Source organism: Amycolatopsis echigonensis (assembly GCF_002846615.1).
Lineage (GTDB): Bacteria > Actinomycetota > Actinomycetes > Mycobacteriales > Pseudonocardiaceae > Amycolatopsis > Amycolatopsis echigonensis.
In genome coordinates this window covers 6,908,107-6,929,701 of sequence record NZ_PJMY01000003.1, presented here as the reverse complement: position 1 = coordinate 6,929,701, position 21,595 = coordinate 6,908,107, and the positions used below count along the sequence as shown (strand labels likewise).

Sequence of the window (21,595 nt, the reverse complement as noted above, 5' to 3'; positions counted from 1 at the left end):
GTCTCGAAAACGGGGCGCGACGGTCAGAACTCGAACCCGCCCGGTCGCCCGTTCCGGTCCGCCACCAGCCCGGCCAGGGTCGCCACCGCGATTTCCGCCGGGGTGCGCGAGCCGATGTTCAGCCCGACCGGCCGGTGCACCCGGGCGATGTCCGGTTCCGGCACGCCCAGCGCGCGCAGGGCTTCCACGTGCGGGCCCGGATGGCGCGGGTTGCCCAGCACGCCCACCCATCGCGTCGGCGTCGCCAGTACGGCTTGCAGGACCGTCCCGAGCTCCGGCCGATGATGGTCGGTCACCACGACGTCCGCGTCCGGACCGGGCGAGGGCGAGGTCGTACGGACGTCGACGCCCTCGGGAGCATCGCTGGCCCGCGCCTCGTCCGGTTCGAACAGCACGGCTCGGTAGCCCAGGTCGGCCGCGTAGCGCAGCAGGTACCGGGAGACCGGCGAGGCGAACACGGCCACCAGGGTCCGTTCGGCGGGAGCCTCTTCGACCTCGCCGTGTGCGACGGCGCAGGCATCGGGTTCGGTCGTCATGCGCCTCAGTCTGCCTCAGAGGTCCGGCTCGGCGAATTCGAAGTACTCCGGCAACGGCGCGGTCCCGGCCAGTTTGAAGTACCGCACCTTCCGGCGCCGCCGCAGCGCCAGCGTGTCCCGCACCGCGTCGTTGTGCACCCGGCGCGCGATGACGACCCGGTGTTCGGCGTCGGTCAGCTCCTCGGAGAGCACCACCGGCAACTGGGACCGGTCGACCCGCGCCAGGACCAGCGTCAGCTCGTTCTCCGCGGCCTCGCGATCCGGCCGCGCGGCAGCCTCGGCTCGCGCGGCCGCGGCATGCAGGTCGGTGCCGTCGTGCAGCACGGCGGCGACGGCTCGCGCCACCACGGCGCGGCGGGCCAGAGCTGCTTCCAGCGCGGCCCAGCCGGCGTCGGTCCGGACGTGCAGGCGGTCGAGCCGGTTCGCCGTCGCGACCAGGAACAGCCCGCCGAGCACCACGACCGCGGCCGCCGCCACGAGCAGCCACACCAGCACCGTCACGCCAGCTCCCGCTCCCCCGCCACGACCAGCCGGGGATCCGCCGCGATGGCCGTCTCGTACACGCGCAGGACCTGCGTGACCACGACCGCCCAGTCGTACGCCGTCACCCGCTCGCCCGCCGCGGCCGCGAGCGACGCCCGGTGCGCCGGGTCGCCCAGCAGTTCGCGCAGCCCGTCGGCCAGCGACGCCGGGTCGCCGGTGGTGGTGAGCATTCCGGCGCGGCCGTCGTCGAGAACGCGGCGGAACGAGTCGAGACCGCTGGCGAGCACCGGAGTGCCCGCGGCCATCGCCTCGGTGAGGATCATCCCGAAGCTCTCGCCGCCGGTGTTGGGCGCGCAGTAGACGTCCACGCTGCGCAGCGCCCGCGCCTTCGTCTCGTCGTCGACCTGGCCCAGCAGGTCGATGTGCGGCCACAGCTCCGGACCGGCCATCCGCCGCAGCTGGTCCGGCTCGCCGCGGCCGACCACCAGCAGCCGCAGGTCCTCGAACTCCGGCAGCAGCCGCCGCGCGGCCTCCAGCAGCACGTCCATGCCCTTGCGCGGTTCGGTGAACCGTCCAACGAACCCGATCGTCCCGCCCGCGCGCGGATAGCCGTCCAGCGGCGTGGCCCGGGAGAAGAACTCGACGTCGACGCCGTTCGGGATCTCGACCGCGTCGCCGCCCGCGTGCTCCACCTGGACCCGCCGGGCCAGCGCGGACACCGCGATCCGCGCGGTGATCTTCTCCAGCAGCGGACGCAGCACCGGCTGGAACGCCGAAAGCGTCCGCGAGCGCGTCGTCGCGGTGTGGAAGGTGGCCACGATCGGACCGTCCGCGACCTTCAGCGCCAGCAGCGACAGACTCGGCGCGGCCGGTTCGTGCAGGTGCAGCACGTCGAAGCCGTTGTCCCGGATCCACCGCCGCACCCGGGCGTACGAAACCGGCCCGAACTGCAGCCGCGCGACCGAGCCGTTGTACGGAATCCCCAGTGCTTTGCCCGCCGGGTGCACGAAATCCGGCAGCTGCGCGTCCTCGTCCGCCGGAGCCAGCACCGACACCCGGTGCCCGCGCTCGAGCAGCGCCTTCGCCAGGTCGATCACGTGCCCCTGGACCCCGCCGGGAACATCGAACGAGTACGGGCACACGATCCCGATCTTCAACCCGCGCGCCACCCGGGTCAGCTCGCTTCTTCCAGCGTCGGCGCCGCCGCGTCGGCGGGCCAGAACGGCTGCAGCATGTGCCAGTCGGCCGGATGCGCGGCGATGTCGCCGGCGAACACGTCGGCCAGCGCCTGCGTCGCCGCGGGCACCTCGGCCCGCTGCGTGACGCGGATGCGCGGGTGGATCCGGATCTCCCAGCCGTCCTCGGTGAACCAGCAGCCGGTCGGCAGCAGCGCGGCCCCGGTGGTGGCGGCGAGCCGCGCCGGGCCGGGCGGCAGATGCGTTTTCTCGCCGAAGAACCGCACCGGGATGCCGGACGACGTCAGATCCCGGTCACCCAGCAGGACCACCAGCTTGTTCTCGCGCAGCCGCCGCAGCAGCAGCCGCATCGCCGCGCTGTCGCCGGTCAGCGGCACGATCTCGAAGCCGAGCGATTCCCGGAACGACACGAACCGGCGGTACAGCGACTCGGGCTTGAGCCGCTCCGCGACGGTGGTGAAAGTGCCCGCGTAACTGGCGAGCCAGACTCCCGCGATGTCCCAGTTCCCGCTGTGCGGCAGCGTCATCACCGCGCCGTTGCCCTCGGCGAGCGCGGCGTCGATGTTCTCCGCGCCGGTCACCGTCACCTGCTTCGCGACCGCCGCGTGGTCCATCGCCGGGAGCCGGAAGGTCTCGTACCAGTACCGCGCGTACGACCGCATCGCGCGCCGGACCAGCTCGTCCAGCTCCGCCTCCCCGGCCTGCGGGACCACCCGGGCGAGGTTGGCGCGCAGCTGCCGCACTCCCCCGCCGCCGCGCCGCGCGGCCATGTCGGCGCCGAAGGCGAAGGTCGCCGCCCCGAACGACCGCGGCAGCCGGCGGACGAGCCGCCAGCCCGTCGCGTAGCCGAGCTCGCTGAGCCGCTGGGACAGTGTGCTCACGGTTGCGCCCCGCCTGCTGAGGAGTCGGCCTGTTTCGCCGCGGCCGCTCGCGCCGCGCTCGCCACCGCCGCCGCCCGCTGCAGCAGCGTGATCACCGACAGCACGGCGAGCAGCCACAGCGTGATCTCGACGGTGTAGGGCACGCCCAAGCCGTGCAGCCCGGTGCCGACGAGGGCGATGATGAGCCGCTCCGCGCGTTCCACCAGCCCGCCGTCGGCTTCGAGGCCGGAGGCTTCGGCGCGCGCCTTGACGTAGGAAATGACCTGGGCCAGCACGAGACAGATCAGTGCGGCGGCCGCGGCCCGGTTGTTGTGGTCCTGGACGAAGCACCACCACGCGATCGCGGCGAACAGCGCGCCGTCGACCAGGCGGTCGCAGGTCGCGTCGAGCACCGCGCCGAAGGGCGTGCCGTACCCGCGGGCGCGCGCCATCGCTCCGTCGAGCAGGTCGAGCATGGCGAAGCCCCACACGGTGAACGTGCCCCACAGCAGCATCCCCTGCGGGAAGAACGCCAGCGCGCACGCGACGGCGCCCGCGGTGCCGAGCACGGTCATCGCGTTCGGGGTCAGTCCGGCCCGGACCAGGGCGGCGCCGATCGGGTCCGTCACGCGGGAGACCGAGGCACGGGCGAAAATGTTGAGCATCTTCCTCGTCTGTGCACCTGATTCGGGGGCGGGTGGGCGACGAAAGCCTATCGACCCCGCTGTCCGAACCGGACCCGCCCGCCCGCGACCCGCCGGAACGTCAGCCGGATTTCGGCAGTTCGACGACGGGCGCGGCGAATTCCGCCGCTTCCTCTGCCTCCCGGACGGCCTGGCATTTAGGCCGCAGCCCGGCCAGGATCGCCTCGGAAATCTCGCCGAGCTGGCGCACCTGCTCGGCTGTCAGCTGGTCGAACAGCGATTCCCGCACCGCCTCGACGTGCCCCGGGGCCGCCTCCTTCAGCGCGGCGAACCCGGCGTCGGTGAGCACCGCCCACGACCCGCGCTTGTCGGTGGGGCACGACTCGCGCCGCACCCAGCCCTTGGCCTCCAGCCGCGCCACCGCGTGCGACAGCCTGCTGCGCGACGAGGCGCGCACCGACGCGAGTTCGCTCATCCGCAGCCGCCGTCCGTCCGCTTCGGACAACGCGACGAGCACCTCGTAGTACGCGTGCGGCATGCCCGATTCGCGCTGCAGCTGGCCTTCGAGGTGTGCCTGCAGCAGCGAGCTGGCCTGCGCGTAGGCGCGCCAGACCCGCTGCTCGTCGTCGGTCAGCCAGCGTGGTTCGGACATATCGCCATCATACGCTGGTTGAGCACTCAATTACCGCGGCGCGACCGGCCTCACCACGCGCCCGCCAGCAGGTCGCGGGTTTCGCCGAGCAGCTGCGGCAGCACCTTCGTGTGCCCGATCACCGGCATGAAGTTCGCGTCGCCGCCCCAGCGCGGCACCAGGTGCTGGTGCAGATGCGCGGCGATGCCCGCCCCGGCGATCACGCCCTGGTTCATCCCGATGTTGAACCCGTGCGCCGCCGAGACCGCCCGGATCACGCCCATCGCGTGCTGGGTGAACTCGGCCAGCTCGCGCGTCTCCTCGGCGGTGAGGTCGGGGTAGTCCGCGACGTGCCGGTACGGGACCACCATCAGGTGCCCCGGGTTGTACGGGTACAGGTTCAGCACCGCGAACACCGTCTCGCCGCGGGCGACGATCAGGGCGCGCTTGTCGTCGCCGAGACCGGGCAGGCGGCAGAACGGGCAGCCGGCGGACTCGTCGTCGTCCGGCTTGTCCTGGCCGCGGATGTAGGCCATCCGGTGCGGGGTCCACAGCCGCTGCAGCGCGTCCGGGACCCCGACCCCGTCCTGTTCGACGAGTTCCGGCTCGGTCACTTCAGGATCTTCTCCACGGCCTCGGCCGACGGCGACGCGTTCTCCCGGCGCGCGACCCATTCGGCGATCGCCTCGACGGCCTGGTCCACCGGGACCCCGTTGATCTGGCCGCCGTCGCGGAACCGGAACGACACCGCGCCCGCCTCCGCGTCCTTCGCGCCGGCCAGCAGCAGGAACGGCACCTTCTGCGTGGTGTGGGTGCGGATCTTCTTCTGCATCCGGTCGTCGCTCGCGTCGACCTCGACGCGGATCCCCTTGGCGCGCAACGCCTTCTCCACGCCGTGCAGGTACTCGACCTGGTCCGCGGTGATCGGGATGGCGACCGTCTGCACCGGCGACAGCCACGCCGGGAACGCGCCCGCGTAGTGCTCGGTCAGCACGCCGAAGAACCGTTCGATCGACCCGAACAGCGCGCGGTGGATCATGATCGGCCGCTGGCGGCTGCCGTCGGGCGCGGTGTACTCCAGCCCGAACCGCTTGTTCTGGTTGAAGTCGAGCTGGATGGTCGACATCTGCCAGGTGCGGCCGATGGCGTCCTTGGCCTGCACCGAGATCTTCGGGCCGTAGAAGGCCGCGCCGCCCGGGTCCGGCACCAGTTCGAGGCCGGAGTCGACGGCGGCCTGCCGCAGCGTCTCGGTGGCCTCCTCCCACTCCCAGTCCTCGCCGATGAACTTGTCCGAGTCCCCGCGCGTGGACAGTTCGAGGTAGAAGTCGGACAGGCCGTAGTCGGCGAGCAGGTCCAGCACGAACTTGAGCAGCGACCGCAGCTCGCCCGGCATCTGCTCCTTGGTGCAGTAGATGTGCGAATCGTCCATCGTCAGGCCGCGCACGCGGGTGAGGCCGTGCACGACGCCGGACTTCTCGTAGCGGTAGACGGTGCCGAATTCGAACAGCCGCAGCGGCAGTTCGCGGTAGGACCGCCCGCGCGAGCGGAAGATCAGGTTGTGCATCGGGCAGTTCATGGCCTTGAGGTAGTAGTCCTCTTCCTCGAACTGCACCGGCGGGAACATGGTGTCCGCGTAGTACGGGAGGTGCCCGGAGGTGTGGAACAGGTCGCCCTTGGAGATGTGCGGCGTGTTCACGAATTCGTAGCCGGCTTCCTCGTGCCTGCGGCGCGAGTAGTTCTCCAGCTCGCGGCGGATGATGCCGCCCTTGGGGTGGAACACCGGGAGGCCGGAGCCGATCTCCTCGGGGAAGGAGAACAAGTCCAGTTCGGCGCCGAGCTTGCGGTGGTCGCGGCGTTCGGCCTCGGCGAGGCGTTCGAGGTGGGCGTCCTGCGCCTCGGCAGATTCCCACGCGGTGCCGTAGATCCGTTGCAGCTGCTGGTTTTTCTCGTTGCCGCGCCAGTACGCGGCGGCCACCCGGGTGAGCTTGAAGGCCGGGATGAACTTGGTGGTGGGCACGTGCGGGCCGCGGCAGAGGTCGCTCCACACGCGTTCCTTGGTGCGCGGGTCGAGGTTGTCGTAGATGGTCAGCTCGCCGCCGCCGACCTCCATGACCTCGGTCGTGTCCACATCGGACTTCAGGTCGACGAGCTCGAGCTTGAACGGCTCGTCCTTCAGCTCTTCCTTCGCCTCGTCGACGGAGTCGAAGACGCGGCGCGAGAACTGCTGCGCGCCCTTGACGATCTGCTTCATCCGCTTCTCGAGCTTCTGCAGATCCTCGGGCGTGAACGGCTTTTCGACCGCGAAGTCGTAGTAGAAGCCGTCGCGCACCGGCGGGCCGATGCCGAGCTTGGCGTCCGGGAATTCCTGCTGCACGGCCTGCGCGAGCACGTGCGCGGCGGAGTGCCGGATCACGCTGCGGCCGTCCTCGGTGTTCGCCGCGACGGCTTCGACCTGGGCCTGCGCTTCCGGGGTCCACGCGAGGTCGCGCAGTTTCCCGTCGACGTCGCGGACGACGACGATCGTGTCCGGGCCCTTGGTGGGCAGCCCGGCTTCGCGCACCGCGGCGCCCGCCGTAGTGCCCGCCGGCACCACCACGCGCGGGGCGGGTACGGCGGCAGCTGACGACGGTTGGGACACGATCGGGCTCCTTTGGGAGAAGTGACTGAAACGGCTCCCGCTGATGCTAGTCGGAGGGCCTGTCGCGATATCTCGCGGTATCGCGCGGCGGCCGCGACCCGCTGCCGCGGCGAACGCCGGAAGGCCGCCCCGGGCGTGCGGGGCGGCCTCTCGGCGACAGCGGAAGGGTCAGAGCGTTTCGACGACCTGGTCGAAGTCGAGCCGCGGCAGGCGGTCGAACCACGGGTTCTCGCCCGGCTTGCCGACGTTCACCACGACGAGCGAACGCCAGTTGTTGCCGGAGAAGAACTCCTTGTCCACGCCGGCGGCGTCGAAGCCGGTCATCGGGCCCGCGGCCAGTCCGGCGGCGCGCACGCCGATGATGAAGTAGCCGACCTGCAGCAGCGAGTTCAGCTTGGAGAACTCGACACGGCCGGACTCGTCGGCGAAGTTGTCCTTCACGCCCGGGTTGTGCGGGAAGACCTGCGGGATGTTCTCGTGGAAGTCGACGTCCGCGGCCAGGATCACGGTCAGCGGCGCGGCTTCGGTCTTGGCGCGGTTGCCCTCGGCCAGGTGCGGCAGCAGGCGCTGCTTCGCCTCGTCGCTGCGGATCACCAGCGCGCGCAGCGGCTGGGTGTTCATCGACGTCGGGGCCCATTTGACGAGGTCGTAGATCGCGCGGACCTGCTCGTCGGTCACCGGCTCCGAGCTGAAGCTGTTGGCCGTGCGGGCCTCGCGGAACAGGAGGTCCTGCACCTCGGCGGGCACCTGCAGCTGCTCGGACTCTGCGAAAGTAGTCATCGGATCCTTCGTTCCTTCCGTGCGGTCGCCTACGCACGGCACCAACATGGTTGAACGCTTGACTATTTCGCGTCCCGCGCGGTTGTGACCCAGCGCACGGAAACGGCCGCCGGTCCACGCGGACCGGCGGCCGTCGTCGGCGCGATTCTCTCAGGTCAGTAGGCGCCCTGCCCGGCGAGCACGGCCCGGAAGGTCTTCCAGAGGATCACCAGGTCCAGCGCCAGCGACCAGTCCTCGACGTAGCGCAGGTCGAGCCGGATGCTCTCGTCCCAGGAAAGATCGCTGCGCCCGCTCACCTGCCACAGCCCGGTCAGGCCCGGTTTCACGAGCAGCCTGCGGCGCGCGGCCGGAGCGTACGTCGCCGTCTCTTCCGGCAGCGGCGGCCGGGGCCCGACCAGCGACATCCGCCCGGCGACGACGTTGAACAGCTGCGGCAGCTCGTCGAGCGAGTACCGCCGCAGCAGCCCGCCGACCTTGGTGACCCGGGGGTCCTTCTTCATCTTGAACAGCGGCCCCGCGCCTTCGTTCGCTTTCTCCAAGTCGCGCCGGATCAGATGCGCGTCGACGACCATGGTGCGGAATTTGAGCATGGTGAACGCTTCGCCGTCCTTGCCGATGCGCCGCTGCCGGTAGACCACCGGCCCGCGGTCGCCCGCCTTCACCGCTACCGCGATCGCCAGCAACAGCGGCGAGAACAGCGCGAGCAGCAACGCCGCGCCGCATCGGTCGACGACTTCTTTGACCAGCCGGCGTCCGCCGGTGAACGCGGGCGCGGTCACCCGCAGCAGCGGCATGCCCAGGACTCCGCTGACGTTCAGCCGGGGTCCGGCGACCTCCATCAGCACCGGCGCGACGACCATTTCCGACGACGTGCCTTCGAGATCCCAGGCGAGCCGCTGCAGCCGCTCCGGATTCCAGTACTGGTCGGCCGTGATCGCGACGACCCGGTACCCGCCGCGGCGCACGTGCCGGGAAAGCTCCTCGAGCCGCCCGACGACCGGAACCCCTTCGATCTCCCCGGTCCCGGTGGACGTGCAGACCGCCTCGACCCGCCACCCGACGTGCGCTTCGGTCCGGGTCCGCTTGATCAGGTCCTCGACAGTCTCCGCGCTGCCCGCGGCCATCACCGGAAGCAGGCACAGCCCGCGCCGCCGTTTCCGGTGCAGAATCTGCCGGAGCACATACCGCTGGGGAAACAGCACCAATGCGACGGCGGGCACTACGAAAAACACCCACGGCTGCACTTCGAGCGCACCGAACAACAGCCCGCCGAACGCGACCAGCACCGCCGCGGTGATCAACGCCCGGCCCAGCGTGCGGTACTCCTCGGGGCCCTCTCCCAGCACCCGCGCGCTCCACGCCCGGCTGACCGGGAGCGCGCAGAGGATCGCGAACGCGGTGCCGAACGCGTGCATGTCGTGCGGGGCGAGCCGGTCGATGACGAACGCGCTGATCGCGATCACCACGCACGCCGCGACGAGATCCGCCGCGATCACGGTCCTGCGGTAGCGCTTTTCCCACTCCGCGGCGTGGGTTTTCGGCGGATCGCCTTCCGCCGGGCAGACCGTGGCCGGGTCGAGCCGGTCTTCGGCGGCACGGCCGGGCGGCGGCACCGCCACGTCGACCGGCGGCGCGGGCACCGCCCGGAGGTCGACCCTCGGCAGCGAAACACCGTCCGCGGGCCATGACCGCAACGGTTCTTCCATCAGTCCTCCCGCGCTGCGCAAGCTCCCCGGACCTGATCGCCACCGGCACGGTGAGTCAGGACTGATGATCACAATCCGTGATCAGGGGGACGGTCCTGCCCGCCTCGCCGAACGTGTGACACTCGCCAAGGTATCGGGTGGTCAGCGGGCGGTGTTACAGAGATTTTCCGGCCACGGCCTGCGGGTCTTTCCGGTCAGGAAGCACCGGGAAGATAACGGGGGCATCACGATGGGTCACGCTGACCCGGCAACCGGAATTACCCGCGGTAGTCAAGTTTCCCACTACCTACCCCGAACGGCCCAGCAGGCCCGCAGCCGAATCGGCTCCCCCGCGCGGGTCAGCGGCGGCGGCCGCACCCGCCCCAACCGCCGTTCGGGCACAAGCTCTCCGCCGACTCGCCGATTTCCCTTGCGCACAGCGCGATCCGCGCCGGAATGCGCGGCGGCGCCCGCTTTCCGGCTGTTTGGGTGGACTGAACCACTCCCCCGCTGCCGGAAGCGGACCTCCGCCGCACATTTCTCGCGGACTAGCCCGTGCGCGGGTCCACACTGGACACTGGACCCAAGGCTCAAGCCGTCGGCGGTGCCGCGGCCGTCGCGTTGAGCGCGGTCACCACGGCTTGCTCCTCGAAGGCGAAGTGCGCCTCCAGTTCCCCGGCGAGCCGCTCCAGTTCGGTCCGCAGCCTCCCCGGGTCGGATGCGCCCGGAACGAAACCGTCGACCAGTTCCCGGATCGAGTCCTGCAGCCGCGCTGCCACCTGATGCTGCTCGGCAAGCTGCGCGATGGCCGGGGCGAGCGCCGGGAATTGCTCCGCCAGCGAGGGGAACACCACCGAGTCCTCGCCGACGTGATGCCGGCGCAGCGCGGTGCAGAAGCTGAGGCAGTGCGTGCGCATCTCCTGAGCCAAGTCCGGTTTCGGCCGGACGATCGCGGTCCCGCTGCCGTTGGCCAGGTGGTCCGCGTGCTCCCGCAGCGCCTGCAACTCGGCGCGAAACCATTAGTGCACTTCGACGAGCCAATCCCCCATGCCTTTGACACGTGCATCGATCCGATGCAATACGACCACCGGAATCTCGCGGGACGTCTTCGCCTGATAATCGCCGTAGCCCGGTGCTTCCGAGACCACTCGCGCGAAAAGCTTCTCGTACGCGATCCCCTGCGGAATAGCCGCCATTGCCTGATACGTGTCGCTGCCGGTCTCGACGGTCACCCTCGGATTCCGCCGGATGTTGTGGTACCAGGCGGGATTGCGCTCCGCTCCGTTCGCCGACGCGACGACCACCCCGTTGCCGTCGATCTGCAGGTAGCCGAGCAATACTTCCCGGCTGAGACCGGTCTTCGCGCCGATCGTCGTCAGCACGGCCAGCGACCAGCCCTCGAACATGCCGCTCAGCGCTCCGCGGTTCGCGCGGAACTCGGCGATGAGCCGGCGGTGGAAATCGTTGCTCACACAATTCCTTTCGGTTGTTTCCGGAAAGGAGGCGTCGAGCACAGGAAGGGACGCGAAAGACCCCGCAGGCACAGGCATGGCGCAGCGATCCGGCTGACGGATCCGCGGAACTGCGAGAGACGGAGAGCCCGATCTCTGTGCTGGCTGGTTAGCCGCTACCTCCATGCGTAGGCCCATACGGGGCGCACGGCTAAGTTAGCACAGCCGCCGCTCTTCGTGCGGCTGAATCCTTTCGCCGGGCCGGCCGCTCTTATGGACGTGCGGCCACGAGGCCGACGCGTCGAAGGAGGTTCGATGACCGTAGTCATTGTCGCGGTGGTGGTCGTGGCGGTTCTGGTGTGCAGCTGCGTGGTGTTCCTGCGAGCGCGCGGAAGGTCGAAGCGTGGCTGAGCCCTGGCCGGCCGACCAGCTCGTCGCGGCAGCGCAGCGCGGAGACGAGGCGTCGATCGCCGTGCTGGTCTCCGGCGCGTACCCGCACGTCCGGCGGTTCGCGTTCTCGTTGTGCGCGAGCAGCCAGGACGCCGAAGACGCGGCACAGGAGGCGATGATCGTCCTGTTCCGCAAGATCGGAACGCTGCGGGCAACGGCCGCGCTGGCGTCGTGGATGTTCCGGATCGTGCGCAACGAGTGCCTGCGCCGGGCGCGTGCCCTCGTGCAGCGCGACGAGCCGATCCCGGAAGCCGCGGGTCCGTCCGCCGAGGACGACGTGCTGGGCAGGCTGGAGGTCGAGCGCCTTTCCGCCGCCATCGCGTCGCTGCCCGGCGATCAGCGCGGCGTGCTGATCATGCGCGACATACAGGGTCTGCCGGGAAAGACCGTCGCCAAGTCGCTCGGCCTGAGCCCGGCGGCGATGAAGTCGCGGCTGCACCGCGCCCGCGCCGCCGTGCGCGCCCGCCTGGATCTCCCGGAGGAAGACCGATGAGCACGTCGTACGCCAGCAAGTCCCTGACGGTGCACCTCGCCCGCGGAATCGTCGGGTTCGGACTGATCGCGGCGTCGATCGCGCTGGCCCCGGTGATCGGATGGGCAAGCCTGGTGGCCCTGCCCGTGGGCGTGCTGGCGCTGCGGGGATGCCCGACGTGCTGGGTGGCCGGGCTGGTGCAGACCCTGTCGCGGGGCCGCCTGGAGAGGACGTGCGCGGACGGGCAGTGCGGCGTGTCGAGGACGGGCTCCTGAAACGCCGATGGCCTGCCGGCGGAGATCGTCGGCAGGCCATCGGAGAAGTGCTGGTGGGCGATACTGGGATCGAACCAGTGACCTCTTCGGTGTGAACGAAGCGCTCTCCCGCTGAGCTAATCGCCCGCTCGCGGTGCGAAACCAGCCTACCCCACGACTTTCGGGGGCCTGCAAACGGGTGGTTTGATCTGATTACCGCCCGTCTGCCTGCGAATACCGTCCGAACAACCCCGAGCTAACCGAGGCCCTGCACGGGCGGGGGCGCGTGCGGGCGTCCGCGACATCCGTGCGACGGTGCTATCGCACAGCGGCCGAACCGCGCAAGATGTACCGGTGGCTCCCCACCGGGCGCCCGCTGAAGGCTGCGCGGCACGGACGGCGACGGACCGGACGGACCTCGGGGCAGACGGTCTCGAACGGGTGATCTCGAGCGCACCCGCGACGGATCCGGGCTCCTGGTGCGTCTCACCGTCGTCCTCGGTCGTCCGGGCCGGGAAGGGAGACGAAGGGTAGGACGATGCGCAACGATCACGTGACGCTCCGCTCGACGGCGGTCTTCGACCTGCTGGCGCCGCGGACCCCGGCGGTTCCGGTGAAGGTGGAGCTGCGCTACGACACCCGCGACCCGTACGCCGTCGTCGCCGCCTTCCGCACCGGGCGGGCGGGCTGGGTCGAATGGGTCTACGCGCGCGACCTGCTCGCCGACGGCCTGCTCGCCGACGCCGGCGACGGGGACGTCCGCATCCGGCCTTCGGTGGAGGACCCGGAGTCGGTCCTGATCGAGCTGAACTCCCCGTCCGGGCACGCCATGTTCGAGGCGTCCGCGCAGGAGCTGGCCGATTTCCTGGATCGCACGTACGACGTCGTGCTGCCGGGCAACGAGCACCTGTGGGTCGACGTCGACGACGCGCTCACCCACCTGATCCCGAACGATCTGGCCTGATCACCGGCCCGCGGGCGGGCCAACAACCCCCCGGTGCCGGGACGGTCGCCGGGATCGGCTATGGTTTCTTCACACCACGGCGACGGGGTGCGAGCCGGAATCGCGAGATTCCCGGTGCCGCCTCGGAGCCACAGGTAGTGCGGACGTAGCGCAGCTGGTAGCGCATCACCTTGCCAAGGTGAGGGTCGCGGGTTCGAATCCCGTCGTCCGCTCGGAGGGCTCAAGCCCCATGCGGTGGAGTGGCCGAGAGGCGAGGCAACGGCCTGCAAAGCCGTGTACACGGGTTCGAATCCCGTCTCCACCTCGCGCGATTAGCTCAGCGGGAGAGCGCTTCCCTGACACGGAAGAGGTCACTGGTTCAATCCCAGTATCGCGCACCATCGTGTTTCGCAGTTCGGAGGCCCTGCTTCTCCTCGGAGAGGCGGGGCTTTTTCCGTTCCCCAGGGCATCCGCTCACGACGGGAACAAGGTCGAGCCCAGCGGCCGGCGCTCGTCGAAGCCGGGGAGGATCAGGAAGGTCCCGCTCGCGGTGGTGGTCGTGAACGGCAGCAGCGCGTCCGCGGTCTCCATGCTGGCCAGGGTGGCGGTGAACGTGTGCAGGTCGTTCTGGAAGCTCACGAAGAGGAGGCCGGGCGCCGGCGTGTCGATGCTGTAGCTGCGGCGCAGCATGAGCCCGGCCCCGACGACGTTCGCGTGGGCTCGGCGGATGTGCGCTTCGGCGGGGACGAGATAGCGGCCGTCCGGGGTTTTGGCGCCCAGATCCGGCCCGTCGGCGATCGCGCCGCCCGACAGCGGGATCCCAGTGTCTCTCCGGCGGCCGAAGACCGCCTCCTGTTCCGCGAGCGGCAATGCGGCGAACCGCGCGACGTCCAGCGCCATCCGCCGGACGACGGCGAGCGTGCCGCCCGCGACCGGAGCCGGGCCGGCGAGCCACAGATCCCGCTGCTGCTCGGCGGGAGTGCGCGGGCCGATGATGCCGTCGACGAAACCCACGACGTTCCGCGGCGCGGTCTGCCCGTCCGAGACCGGGACGCGCGGCCCGCGTCCGCCTGACTGACGCCAGCGCTCGCGCACACCCGGCCTCGCCAGGAGCGCGGACGCGGCGACGGGCGGGACGAGCGAGTCGCTCGCGCAGATCTGTAGCAGCAGATCGCCGCCGCGGTCGGACGGAGCGATCGCCTCGTGCGCGGCCGGAGAGAGGTCCTTCGCGCCGGGCAGGTGCGGATCGCTGGACTGGACCAACCGGGGACCGATGCCGACCGTCACGGTCAGGTCGCCTGGGGGCAAGCCCAGCAGCCGTGCGTCGGTTCCCGCGGCCATGGCCAGAATGTGGCTGCCTAATTCGGCCAGAAGGGGCCCCGGCGCAACGGAAACATCTGCGGCGACGACTAATAGGTGCGGTTGCGGTTGTTGCGGGGTGGTGATCCCGGCTTGGTGAGGGCCGGTGTGCTGGATCGGGCCCGGCCGGGTGTCGGCATCCGGCGCGGAGGCCGCGTGACACCCGGCGGCAAGTCCGGCGGTCACCGCCGCCCCGAGAAATGCGCGACGGGAAGGGCGGCGCTCAGCGGAATTCACGTCGGGCAGCGTGACAGATCCCGGTGCCTGAGGCGAATTCGGCTCGGCGTGATGCCTGGTTCGATGGCGACCGCCCCCTCACTGCCCCGGCGACTGCGTCCGACAAACCGGCCTGATGAGCTCACGCCGATTCGCCTGGGTTGCCACGGCGGGCTTGGCTGCGAGATTGCTGATTCCGCGGGGATGGTTCCCGCACGAGGCGACCGCCAACCCAGCCAGCGATCCCAGCCCTCCTGGCGAACTCGTCTCGCAGTCCGGCCCCGCCACCGCGCCTCGGCGAATCCAGCGGCCAACCAAGTGCATGTCCGTCCGCGCGGCGAGCGATCCCGCGCCCTCGCGGCGAATTCACCTCCCAGGCCCCGCCACCGCGCCTCGCCGAATCCCCCGGCGCAGCAGCCAACCAAGCGCACGTCCGCCAACCGGCCAACAATCACTCCAACGGTATCCGGCGCTCGTGCCAGACTGGGCGTATGCGTTTTCTCGCCATCGTGGCGATCCTGGGGTTGTCCGCGGCATTGGTCAGCGGATGTGGTTCTTCCTCCGCCGAGGGGCATCGGCCGGACGGGGCGGGCGTGACGATCCGCGTTCCCGCCGACGCGCCGACCATTTCCGCCGCTGTTTCCCTGGCTCAGGCGGGAGATCTCGTGCTCGTCGCGCCGGGCGAGTACCACGAAACGGTGAAGATCGCGACGCCGCGGGTCACGCTGCGCGGCGAAGTGCGGGAGAAGGTCGTCGTCGACGGGCAGCTGAAGCGGGACAACGGCGTCGTCGTGTCCGCGCCGGGGGTTGCGGTCGAGAACCTGACAGTCCGGAATCACACGCAGAACGGCGTGCTCGTGACCGGTTCGGTGAAGGCCGCGTCGGGGCTGCCGGGGCACGGAGGCGGTTACGACACCGGCGACGAGCCGATCCGTTTCCTCACTTCGTTCCTGGTCTCGCACGTCACCGCCACCCGCAACGGTCTCTACGGAATCTATGCGTTTTCCGCACAGAACGGAGTGATCGAGCAGTCTTACACGTCCGGCGGCGCTGATTCCGGAATCTATGTCGGCCAATGCAAACCGTGCCGGACGGTGGTGCGGGACAACGTCGCGGAGCTCAACGCGGTCGGCTACGAGGGCACGAACGCCAGCGGCGACATGTACGTCGCCGGGAACCGGTTCAGCGGGAACCGCGTCGGGCTCACCACCAACTCCGACCATCAGGAAAAGCTGTTGCCGCAGCGGGATTCGGTGGTCGCCGGCAATCTGGTCGCGGCCAACGGCCAGGCGGCGACCCCGGAGCAGGCCGACGGCGGCTGGGGCATCGGGATCGGCATCGACGGCGGCAGCGGCAACCAGGTGCTGCGCAACCGGATCGCCGGGAACGCGAACGCCGGGCTCGTCCTCACCGCGACCCAGGACGTGCCGCCGAAGGACAACCAGATCGTCGGCGACGTCTTCGCGGCGAACGGCATCGACGTCGGCTGGACCTTCCCCGGCACCACGAAGGGCAGCGGAAACTGTCTTGATTCCGGCGTGCCGCACACGATTCCGGAGGGATTGGTGACAAGTGCTGCGTGTCCCGCGGCAGGTGCTGCCTCGCCCTCGGGAGCGTGGACGAGGGCGAAACCGCCTGCGGGCATCCCGTTTACGGACGTCGCGGCGCCGCCGTCGCAGCCCCAGTTCCCGGACGCGCGCACGGCCGGACCTACCGTCGTCCCGGCCGTGCCGGAATTTCCGGACGTCGCGAAAATCCAGGCACCCGCGGCCTCGTTGCTGGCAGACCGGGCTTCCGTGGCCGCCGCTTGAGGACAGCGGACACTCACCAGGCATCCGGTTGTGCGGCGGCAGCAAGGGCTTCCGGAAACGCGGGCGTTCGCCGCATGCTGGTTGACAGAGCGAGACAAGGCACCATCATGCCGAACCCGCAGTCGGCTCAGCGAAACTTTCGAACGAAACCCAGGCAGCAGCGCCATGCTGGCTGGCGAAACGAGGCTAGGCGATTTCGGCGGCGTTCAGCACGAAGCCGACGACGACCACGAGGAGCCCGCACGCGAGGCCGATGCGGAGGTCGCGGCCACCAGACCTCCGCAACCGTCGAATGCGCGAGCCGCGACCGTCCTCGAATCTCGCGTGTTCTGGATGCTGCCAGACCTCTCCCCCGGCCGCCCGCACCTGAAAGGAAACGATCCCAGTTGCGGGCCACGGAAATCCAGCCATGGCCGTCTCCCCTGCTGCGGTCGCCACACCCTCACGCAACTCAGCGCGCGAGCGGCACCGCAGTGGATTCGTGGGTGTCGAAGGAAATGACGACCGGTTTCGCCTCCCCCGGGATCGCGGTCTGGACCCGGAACATGACGCCGTCCGCGTCGAGCCAGTACCGGACGGATTCCGCCGTGCCGGGCCGCTCTCGCGAATCCGGGCCGGTGAAGACGTCGACCGGATGTCCGTTCACCTGATCGGCCGCTACCCATTCGGCGCCGTTCTGCGGCAGCAATTGCGCGTTGTCCGGCCGGTCGTTGCCGAGTCCGAGAACAATGGCCAGCGCGCGGTCCAGTGCGCCCGCGGTCGGGTCGAGCGGACGGGCGAACCAGCCGTCCGCCGGCGGTTTTTCCGGAGGGAACTCGGGGACGGCGGACAGCGGGTGCAGTTCGATCCGGCTGGCCGTCCACCGGATCAGACCATTGCCGGAGTCGTTGCGCCCCTTGCCTTTCAGCACTCCGTAGCCGGCCTTGGCGCGGTAATCGGCCGAACCGGTGATCTCGAGTTCGCCCGCCGCGCCGGGCACACTGATCGCCACCGCGCGGACTTGCTTCTGGTAATTGCGGAACCGCGCGATCGCGAGCCGGCTCGCCTCGTCCGCGGTGACCGCGCGCGGGCCTGAATCGGCGGAACCGTCGGAGGCATACCAGAATATTCCCGCGCCGAGCGCGAGCGTCACTGCCGCGGCGAGGACGACCCAGCGGCGCGCGATCCGTTTGACAGGCACAGCGAGTGACCGTAGCAGGGTTTTGATTCACCCGGTCCTGTATCCGAGTGCCGTACCCGGCAAGACCGTTTTCTGCTTCACTGTTACAACTTTGCGGCACGCCGCGCGAAAATTCCGCGCAAAGAACGGAGATCCCGCAGTCATGACCCGAGGTGGCAGAAGAACGAGCGGCAGATTCAGGCTGACCCGAGCAGCGGCCGCTGCCCTCTTGCTGGGCGGCAGCGCGATCACGGTCACCGGCGGCACAGCCGCGGCCGCCGGGGACGGCACGCTGACCGTCCAGGTGCTCCGGGATTTCTTCGGCACCGGAATCGTCAACGCCACTATGGACACCCCGCAACCGGGGATGTCCGTGCTGGTCACCGACCCCGCCGGACATCAGGTGCGCGGGCGGACGGACGCGGCGGGAAAGGTCGTCGTGGACCCCTCCGCCCCGCTCGCCGGCGGCCGGTACCGGGTCGACGTTTCCGTTCCGGATCCGTATCGCGCGTATTTGCGGGCCGCGCCCGCGTCGACGGAGAAAAACCACTTCGACAGTTTCACGACGTTCGTGGATCTGCGGGAGAGCAAAGACGTTTCGGTGATCACCGGCGTCTGGAACCCGGCCGACCACACGCTGCCCGACGCCCGCTATTACGTGCCGGTGCAAAGCCCGGCGGTCAACAGCGACGGCAGCGCGCCCGACCCGAACAGCCGCGCCCTGGTCGCGTTCGACCGTACCTTCCGCGGCACCTGCCCGGCCGACTCGGCCTGCCCGACCGTGCTGAACACCCAGGCGCAAGTCGGCACCACATGGGGATTGGCGTACGACAAATACCGCGAGCGCATTTTCCAGTCAGCGTTCGCGAAACGCTTTACCACCTACGGTCCCGAAGGCGGCGGCGCGATTTACACGACGCCGCTGGGCGGCGGCGCGCCCCAGCTGTTCGCGAAAGTGCCGGACGCCGCGGTCACCGAGCACGGCGCGGTCGACCTGCGCAAGGACGAGCATTTCGTGGACGTGCCCGGTAAGGAAAGCCTCGGCGGGATCGCGCTCACCGAAGACGGGAAGACGCTCTACGCGGTCAGCCTGGCGACGCGGAGCCTGGTCAGTTTCGACGCGACGGGAGCCACCGCGGAACCGGACAGGACCGTCCCCATTCCGGCTCCGGAGTGCGCCGTGCCCAACGACTGGCGGCCGTTCGCGGTCGCCGCACACGACGCGAAACTGTACGTCGGCGGCATCTGCTCGGCGGAAAGCACGAAGCGGCGCGAGGATCTGAAGGCCGTGGTCTACACCTACGACGGCACGAAGTTCACGCCGGTGCTCGAGCACCGCCTCGACTATCTCCGCGGGTACGTCATCGCGGGATACCAGGAGGAGGACACCGACCACTGGAACCCGTGGGACACCTCGTTCTCTTCGTGGGACAAGTTCACCCACCACGGGCCCAGCCCGGCCCCGGGGCCGGGCATCAACCCGCAGCCCGAGCTGGCGAGCATGGCCTTCACCCGCGACGGCTCGATGATCCTCGGCTTCCGGGACCGGTTCATGGACGTCTTCGGCTCCGGCATCGACCCGCGACCGGACCACAACGAGGCGTCGACCGGCATGTCCGGCGGCGACATCACCATGGCCTGCGCGGCTCCCGGCGGCGGATACGACTGGGAAGGCACCGGCGCCTGTCCGAACCACGGCAAGCCCGAGACGAACGGCAACGAGACGCCGGGCGTCGTCGAGTACTTCCCCGGCGACTTCTTCGACCCGAGCCGATCCGGCAACGGCTTGCACCAGGAGTCCGCGCAGGGTTCGGTCGCCTACATCCCGCAGCAGCAGTGGGCGATCAGCACCCAGATGGATCCGGCGCAGAACGTCAGCTCCGACGGCGTCGGCTACTACGACGTCAGCACCGGCATCGGGCCGGGGCAGGACAATCCGAAGCACGGGTACGCGTTCGTGGGCCCGGCCAACAGCTTCGGCAAGGCGGGCGGGCTCGGCGACATCGCCTACCAGGCAGCGAACGCGCCGATCCAGATCGGCAACCTCGTCTGGTTCGACGGCGACCACAACGGCATCCAGGACCCGAACCGCACGGACGAGGTCCCGCTCGCGAAGGCGACGGTGAACCTGCTCGACGCCGACGGCAAGAAGGTCGCCAGCACCCAGACCGACAAGGCGGGCGAGTACTACTTCGGCGGCGTCGGGGCGGAGTACCAGCTGAAGCCGGGCGAGAAGTACACGGTGCAGTTCGACGTCTGCACCGCCGCGACGGACAACGTGCCCGGGACGCCGCCCGCGACCGACCTGCGGTTCACGCTCCCCACCGCCGGTCCGGACCGGGCGCACGATTCGAACGTCGTGCCGCCAGCGACCGGACGGCTCTGCAACGGCTACGCGCCGGTGACCGCCCCCGCACAGGCAGGCGGGGTCGACCACACCATCGACGCGGGCGTCTACCTTCCGCCGCCGCCCAGCCCGCCCACGTCGTCGGCGCCTCCGGCGACGAGCCCGAACCCCGCTCCCCCGGCAGCCCAGCCCCCGGCGCCGGGCGCGGCGACGGGCACGGATTCGCTGGCCTCGACCGGGATTCCGCTGCTGCCGATGCTGCTGATCCTCGGCGGAGCCCTCGTCGTCGGAGGCACGGCGTTCCTGGTGGCGAGCCGGAGAAAGCGGTTCAGGCAAGAGTGATCGCCCGGTGATCGAGGCTCGCGCATCATGGGCGGGCTTCGATCACCGTTGTCGTGTCGGCCAATCCGCGATGTCGGCCACGATTGCCGGGGCGACCTGGCGCGGTTTCCGGTGACTGTCCGGAGTGGACGGACCGTCCGCACGGCCGCGACCGCTGGCTCGGCGACCGCGACGAGCGCGATGATCGACGGCATACGGAAAACCCCCGCCCAGCCGGAGCCGGACGGGGGTTCGTTTCCCGAGATCCGTCAGGACAGCGCGCGCAGCCGCGGCAGCACGTCCTCGGCGAACTGGCTCAGGTACCGTTCCTGGTCGTGGCCGGGGCCGTGGAAGACCAGGTGGTTCAGGCCGGCGTCGAGGTACGGCTTGATCTGCGCGACCGCCTCGTCCGGGTCGGAGGCGACGATCCACCGCTTCGCGACCTGCTCGATCGGCAGCTCGTCGGCCAGCCGCTCCATCTCCTCCGCCGAGGAAACGGTGTGCTTCTGCTCCGCGCTCAGCGACAGCGGGGCCCAGAACCGGGTGTTGGCCAGCGCCTTCTCCGGGTCGCGGTCGTACGACATCTTGATCTCGATCATCCGGTCCACCCCGGACGCGTCGCGCTCAGCCGCGGCCGCGCCCTCGGCCATCGCCGGCATCAGCTTGTCGGTGTAGAGCTCCATGCCCTTGCCGGACGTGCAGATCATGCCGTCGCCCGCACGGCCCGCGTACTTCGCCACGACCGGGCCGCCCGCCGCGATGTACACCGGCACCGGACGCTCCGGACGGTCGTAGATCTTCGCGTTGACCAGCTGGTAGTAGTCGCCCTCGAAGTCGACGTTGTCCTTGCTCCACAGCTCGCGCATGAGCCGCACCGACTCGCGCAGCCGCGCGAACCGCTCCTTGAACTCCGGCCATTCCCGGCCCGACACCGCGATCTCGTTCAGCGCCTCGCCGGTGCCCGCGCCGAGGATCACGCGGTCGCCCGACAGCAGCGCCATCGTCGCGAACGCCTGCGCGATCACCGCGGGGTTGTACCGGAATGTCGGCGTCAGCACGCTGGTCCCGATCAGCACCCGGCTGGTCCGCTCCGCCACCGCGGGCATCCACGCCAGCGCCCACGGCGCGTGGCCGCCCTCGTGGCGCCACGGCAGGAAATGGTCCGACACCCACACCGAGTCGAGCCCCAGCTCCTCGGCCCGCACCGCGAACTCCACCAGCTCGCGAGGCCCGAACTGTTCCGCCGACGCCTTGTACCCGACCTTCAGCTCCACGATCGCCCTTCCCCGTCCGCATGAACCACGCAGGATTCCGTGGCACCGTCAACCGTACCCGGATGGGCCTTGCGAAGGCGGGTGT

21 protein-coding genes and 4 tRNA genes are annotated in these 21,595 nt (G+C 70.1%); 8 read left to right on the top strand and 17 right to left on the bottom strand.

Features of this window, described 5'->3' with window-relative positions:
• Positions 1-23 precede the first annotated feature (23 nt).
• The 12 genes from ATK30_RS37705 to ATK30_RS45455 form a co-directional block, all read right to left on the bottom strand.
• Entirely contained in the window at positions 24-536 is a 513-nt protein-coding gene (locus ATK30_RS37705; RefSeq protein ID WP_208637524.1) for an XdhC family protein, read from the bottom strand.
• A gap of 15 nt (positions 537-551) precedes the next feature.
• Positions 552-1,037: a LemA family protein gene (locus ATK30_RS37700; RefSeq protein ID WP_101439502.1), complete on the bottom strand. Its 486-nt coding sequence runs from the start codon at positions 1,035-1,037 to the stop codon at positions 552-554.
• Positions 1,034-2,176 (bottom strand): glycosyltransferase family 4 protein, encoded by a 1,143-nt coding sequence (locus ATK30_RS37695; RefSeq protein WP_101441277.1) that lies wholly within the window; start codon positions 2,174-2,176, stop codon positions 1,034-1,036. Before ATK30_RS37695 ends, ATK30_RS37700 begins: the two co-directional genes overlap by 4 nt.
• 17 nt (positions 2,177-2,193) lie before the next feature.
• Complete coding sequence (locus ATK30_RS37690) at positions 2,194-3,096, bottom strand: phosphatidylinositol mannoside acyltransferase (RefSeq protein ID WP_101439501.1); 903 nt, start codon at positions 3,094-3,096, stop codon at positions 2,194-2,196.
• Complete coding sequence (gene pgsA / locus ATK30_RS37685; RefSeq protein WP_101439500.1) at positions 3,093-3,740, bottom strand: phosphatidylinositol phosphate synthase; 648 nt, start codon at positions 3,738-3,740, stop codon at positions 3,093-3,095. The genes ATK30_RS37690 and pgsA overlap by 4 nt, the downstream gene beginning before the upstream one ends.
• A 100-nt stretch (positions 3,741-3,840) precedes the next feature.
• Entirely contained in the window at positions 3,841-4,371 is a 531-nt protein-coding gene (locus ATK30_RS37680; RefSeq protein ID WP_101439499.1) for a MarR family winged helix-turn-helix transcriptional regulator, read from the bottom strand.
• 50 nt (positions 4,372-4,421) lie between these two features.
• Positions 4,422-4,964: an HIT family protein gene (locus tag ATK30_RS37675; RefSeq protein WP_101439498.1), complete on the bottom strand. Its 543-nt coding sequence runs from the start codon at positions 4,962-4,964 to the stop codon at positions 4,422-4,424.
• Positions 4,961-6,988, bottom strand: a complete 2,028-nt coding sequence (thrS, locus tag ATK30_RS37670) for a threonine--tRNA ligase (RefSeq protein WP_101439497.1) — start codon at positions 6,986-6,988, stop codon at positions 4,961-4,963. The genes ATK30_RS37675 and thrS overlap by 4 nt, the downstream gene beginning before the upstream one ends.
• Before the next feature lie 168 nt (positions 6,989-7,156).
• Positions 7,157-7,768: a malonic semialdehyde reductase gene (locus tag ATK30_RS37665; RefSeq protein WP_101439496.1), complete on the bottom strand. Its 612-nt coding sequence runs from the start codon at positions 7,766-7,768 to the stop codon at positions 7,157-7,159.
• A gap of 155 nt (positions 7,769-7,923) precedes the next feature.
• Entirely contained in the window at positions 7,924-9,474 is a 1,551-nt protein-coding gene (locus tag ATK30_RS37660; RefSeq protein ID WP_208637523.1) for a sugar transferase, read from the bottom strand.
• Positions 9,475-10,043: 569 nt separating this feature from the next.
• Positions 10,044-10,457, bottom strand: coding sequence for a hemerythrin domain-containing protein (locus tag ATK30_RS45460; protein ID WP_167442070.1), 414 nt, complete (start codon positions 10,455-10,457; stop codon positions 10,044-10,046).
• Positions 10,458-10,472: 15 nt separating this feature from the next.
• Positions 10,473-10,925, bottom strand: coding sequence for a nitroreductase family deazaflavin-dependent oxidoreductase (locus ATK30_RS45455; RefSeq protein ID WP_244194846.1), 453 nt, complete (start codon positions 10,923-10,925; stop codon positions 10,473-10,475).
• A 382-nt stretch (positions 10,926-11,307) separates the two neighbouring features.
• Between ATK30_RS45455 and ATK30_RS37650 the strand changes: the two genes are divergently transcribed.
• Positions 11,308-11,847, top strand: a complete 540-nt coding sequence (locus ATK30_RS37650; RefSeq protein WP_101439495.1) for an RNA polymerase sigma factor — start codon at positions 11,308-11,310, stop codon at positions 11,845-11,847.
• Positions 11,844-12,101 carry a hypothetical protein gene (locus ATK30_RS37645; RefSeq protein WP_101439494.1) on the top strand — a complete coding sequence of 86 codons (258 nt, stop codon included), beginning with the start codon at positions 11,844-11,846 and terminating at the stop codon, positions 12,099-12,101. Before ATK30_RS37650 ends, ATK30_RS37645 begins: the two co-directional genes overlap by 4 nt.
• Before the next feature lie 51 nt (positions 12,102-12,152).
• Here the strand turns inward: ATK30_RS37645 and ATK30_RS37640 are convergent.
• Positions 12,153-12,227 (bottom strand) — tRNA-Val (locus tag ATK30_RS37640).
• A 391-nt stretch (positions 12,228-12,618) separates the two neighbouring features.
• Between ATK30_RS37640 and ATK30_RS37635 the strand changes: the two genes are divergently transcribed.
• The 4 genes from ATK30_RS37635 (at position 12,619) to ATK30_RS37620 (ending at position 13,424) form a co-directional block, all read left to right on the top strand.
• On the top strand, positions 12,619-13,044 hold the full coding sequence (locus ATK30_RS37635; RefSeq protein ID WP_005159130.1) for an SsgA family sporulation/cell division regulator: 426 nt from the start codon (positions 12,619-12,621) through the stop codon (positions 13,042-13,044).
• 139 nt (positions 13,045-13,183) lie between these two features.
• Positions 13,184-13,256, top strand: a tRNA-Gly gene (locus ATK30_RS37630).
• A 21-nt stretch (positions 13,257-13,277) separates the two neighbouring features.
• Positions 13,278-13,348, top strand: a tRNA-Cys gene (locus ATK30_RS37625).
• A 1-nt stretch (position 13,349) separates the two neighbouring features.
• Positions 13,350-13,424 (top strand) — tRNA-Val (locus ATK30_RS37620).
• A gap of 73 nt (positions 13,425-13,497) precedes the next feature.
• Here ATK30_RS37620 and ATK30_RS37615 read toward each other — a convergent pair.
• Positions 13,498-14,568 carry a Dyp-type peroxidase gene (locus ATK30_RS37615; RefSeq protein ID WP_244194968.1) on the bottom strand — a complete coding sequence of 357 codons (1,071 nt, stop codon included), beginning with the start codon at positions 14,566-14,568 and terminating at the stop codon, positions 13,498-13,500.
• A gap of 521 nt (positions 14,569-15,089) precedes the next feature.
• On the opposite strand from ATK30_RS37615, the gene ATK30_RS37610 reads away from it, so the two are divergent.
• A complete protein-coding gene (locus ATK30_RS37610; RefSeq protein ID WP_101439492.1) occupies positions 15,090-16,409 on the top strand; it encodes a right-handed parallel beta-helix repeat-containing protein in 1,320 nt (439 codons plus the stop codon).
• A 186-nt stretch (positions 16,410-16,595) separates the two neighbouring features.
• On the opposite strand, the gene ATK30_RS46625 is transcribed toward ATK30_RS37610, so the two are convergent.
• Positions 16,596-16,820: a hypothetical protein gene (locus ATK30_RS46625; protein WP_244194845.1), complete on the bottom strand. Its 225-nt coding sequence runs from the start codon at positions 16,818-16,820 to the stop codon at positions 16,596-16,598.
• A gap of 40 nt (positions 16,821-16,860) precedes the next feature.
• Positions 16,861-17,589, bottom strand: coding sequence for a hypothetical protein (locus ATK30_RS37600; RefSeq protein ID WP_220818227.1), 729 nt, complete (start codon positions 17,587-17,589; stop codon positions 16,861-16,863).
• Positions 17,590-17,797: 208 nt separating this feature from the next.
• On the opposite strand from ATK30_RS37600, the gene ATK30_RS37595 reads away from it, so the two are divergent.
• Positions 17,798-20,257 carry an SdrD B-like domain-containing protein gene (locus ATK30_RS37595; protein WP_244194844.1) on the top strand — a complete coding sequence of 820 codons (2,460 nt, stop codon included), beginning with the start codon at positions 17,798-17,800 and terminating at the stop codon, positions 20,255-20,257.
• A 248-nt stretch (positions 20,258-20,505) separates the two neighbouring features.
• Here the strand turns inward: ATK30_RS37595 and fgd are convergent, their stop codons facing one another.
• Entirely contained in the window at positions 20,506-21,510 is a 1,005-nt protein-coding gene (gene fgd / locus ATK30_RS37590; RefSeq protein ID WP_101439490.1) for a glucose-6-phosphate dehydrogenase (coenzyme-F420), read from the bottom strand.
• Positions 21,511-21,595: the final 85 nt, after the last annotated feature.

Excerpts from the sequence above, each read along its gene's own strand:
- ATK30_RS37635 (WP_005159130.1), top strand. The coding sequence starts at position 12,619 with ATGCGCAACGATCACGTGACGCTCCGCTCGACGGCGGTCTTCGACCTG.
- ATK30_RS37660 (WP_208637523.1), bottom strand. The coding sequence starts at position 9,474 with ATGGAAGAACCGTTGCGGTCATGGCCCGCGGACGGTGTTTCGCTGCCG.
- ATK30_RS37610 (WP_101439492.1), top strand. The coding sequence starts at position 15,090 with ATGCGTTTTCTCGCCATCGTGGCGATCCTGGGGTTGTCCGCGGCATTG.
- ATK30_RS37680 (WP_101439499.1), bottom strand. The coding sequence starts at position 4,371 with ATGTCCGAACCACGCTGGCTGACCGACGACGAGCAGCGGGTCTGGCGC.
- pgsA (WP_101439500.1), bottom strand. The coding sequence starts at position 3,740 with ATGCTCAACATTTTCGCCCGTGCCTCGGTCTCCCGCGTGACGGACCCG.
- ATK30_RS46625 (WP_244194845.1), bottom strand. The coding sequence starts at position 16,820 with ATGGCTGGATTTCCGTGGCCCGCAACTGGGATCGTTTCCTTTCAGGTG.
- ATK30_RS37665 (WP_101439496.1), bottom strand. The coding sequence starts at position 7,768 with ATGACTACTTTCGCAGAGTCCGAGCAGCTGCAGGTGCCCGCCGAGGTG.
- ATK30_RS37645 (WP_101439494.1), top strand. The coding sequence starts at position 11,844 with ATGAGCACGTCGTACGCCAGCAAGTCCCTGACGGTGCACCTCGCCCGC.
- ATK30_RS37705 (WP_208637524.1), bottom strand. The coding sequence starts at position 536 with ATGACGACCGAACCCGATGCCTGCGCCGTCGCACACGGCGAGGTCGAA.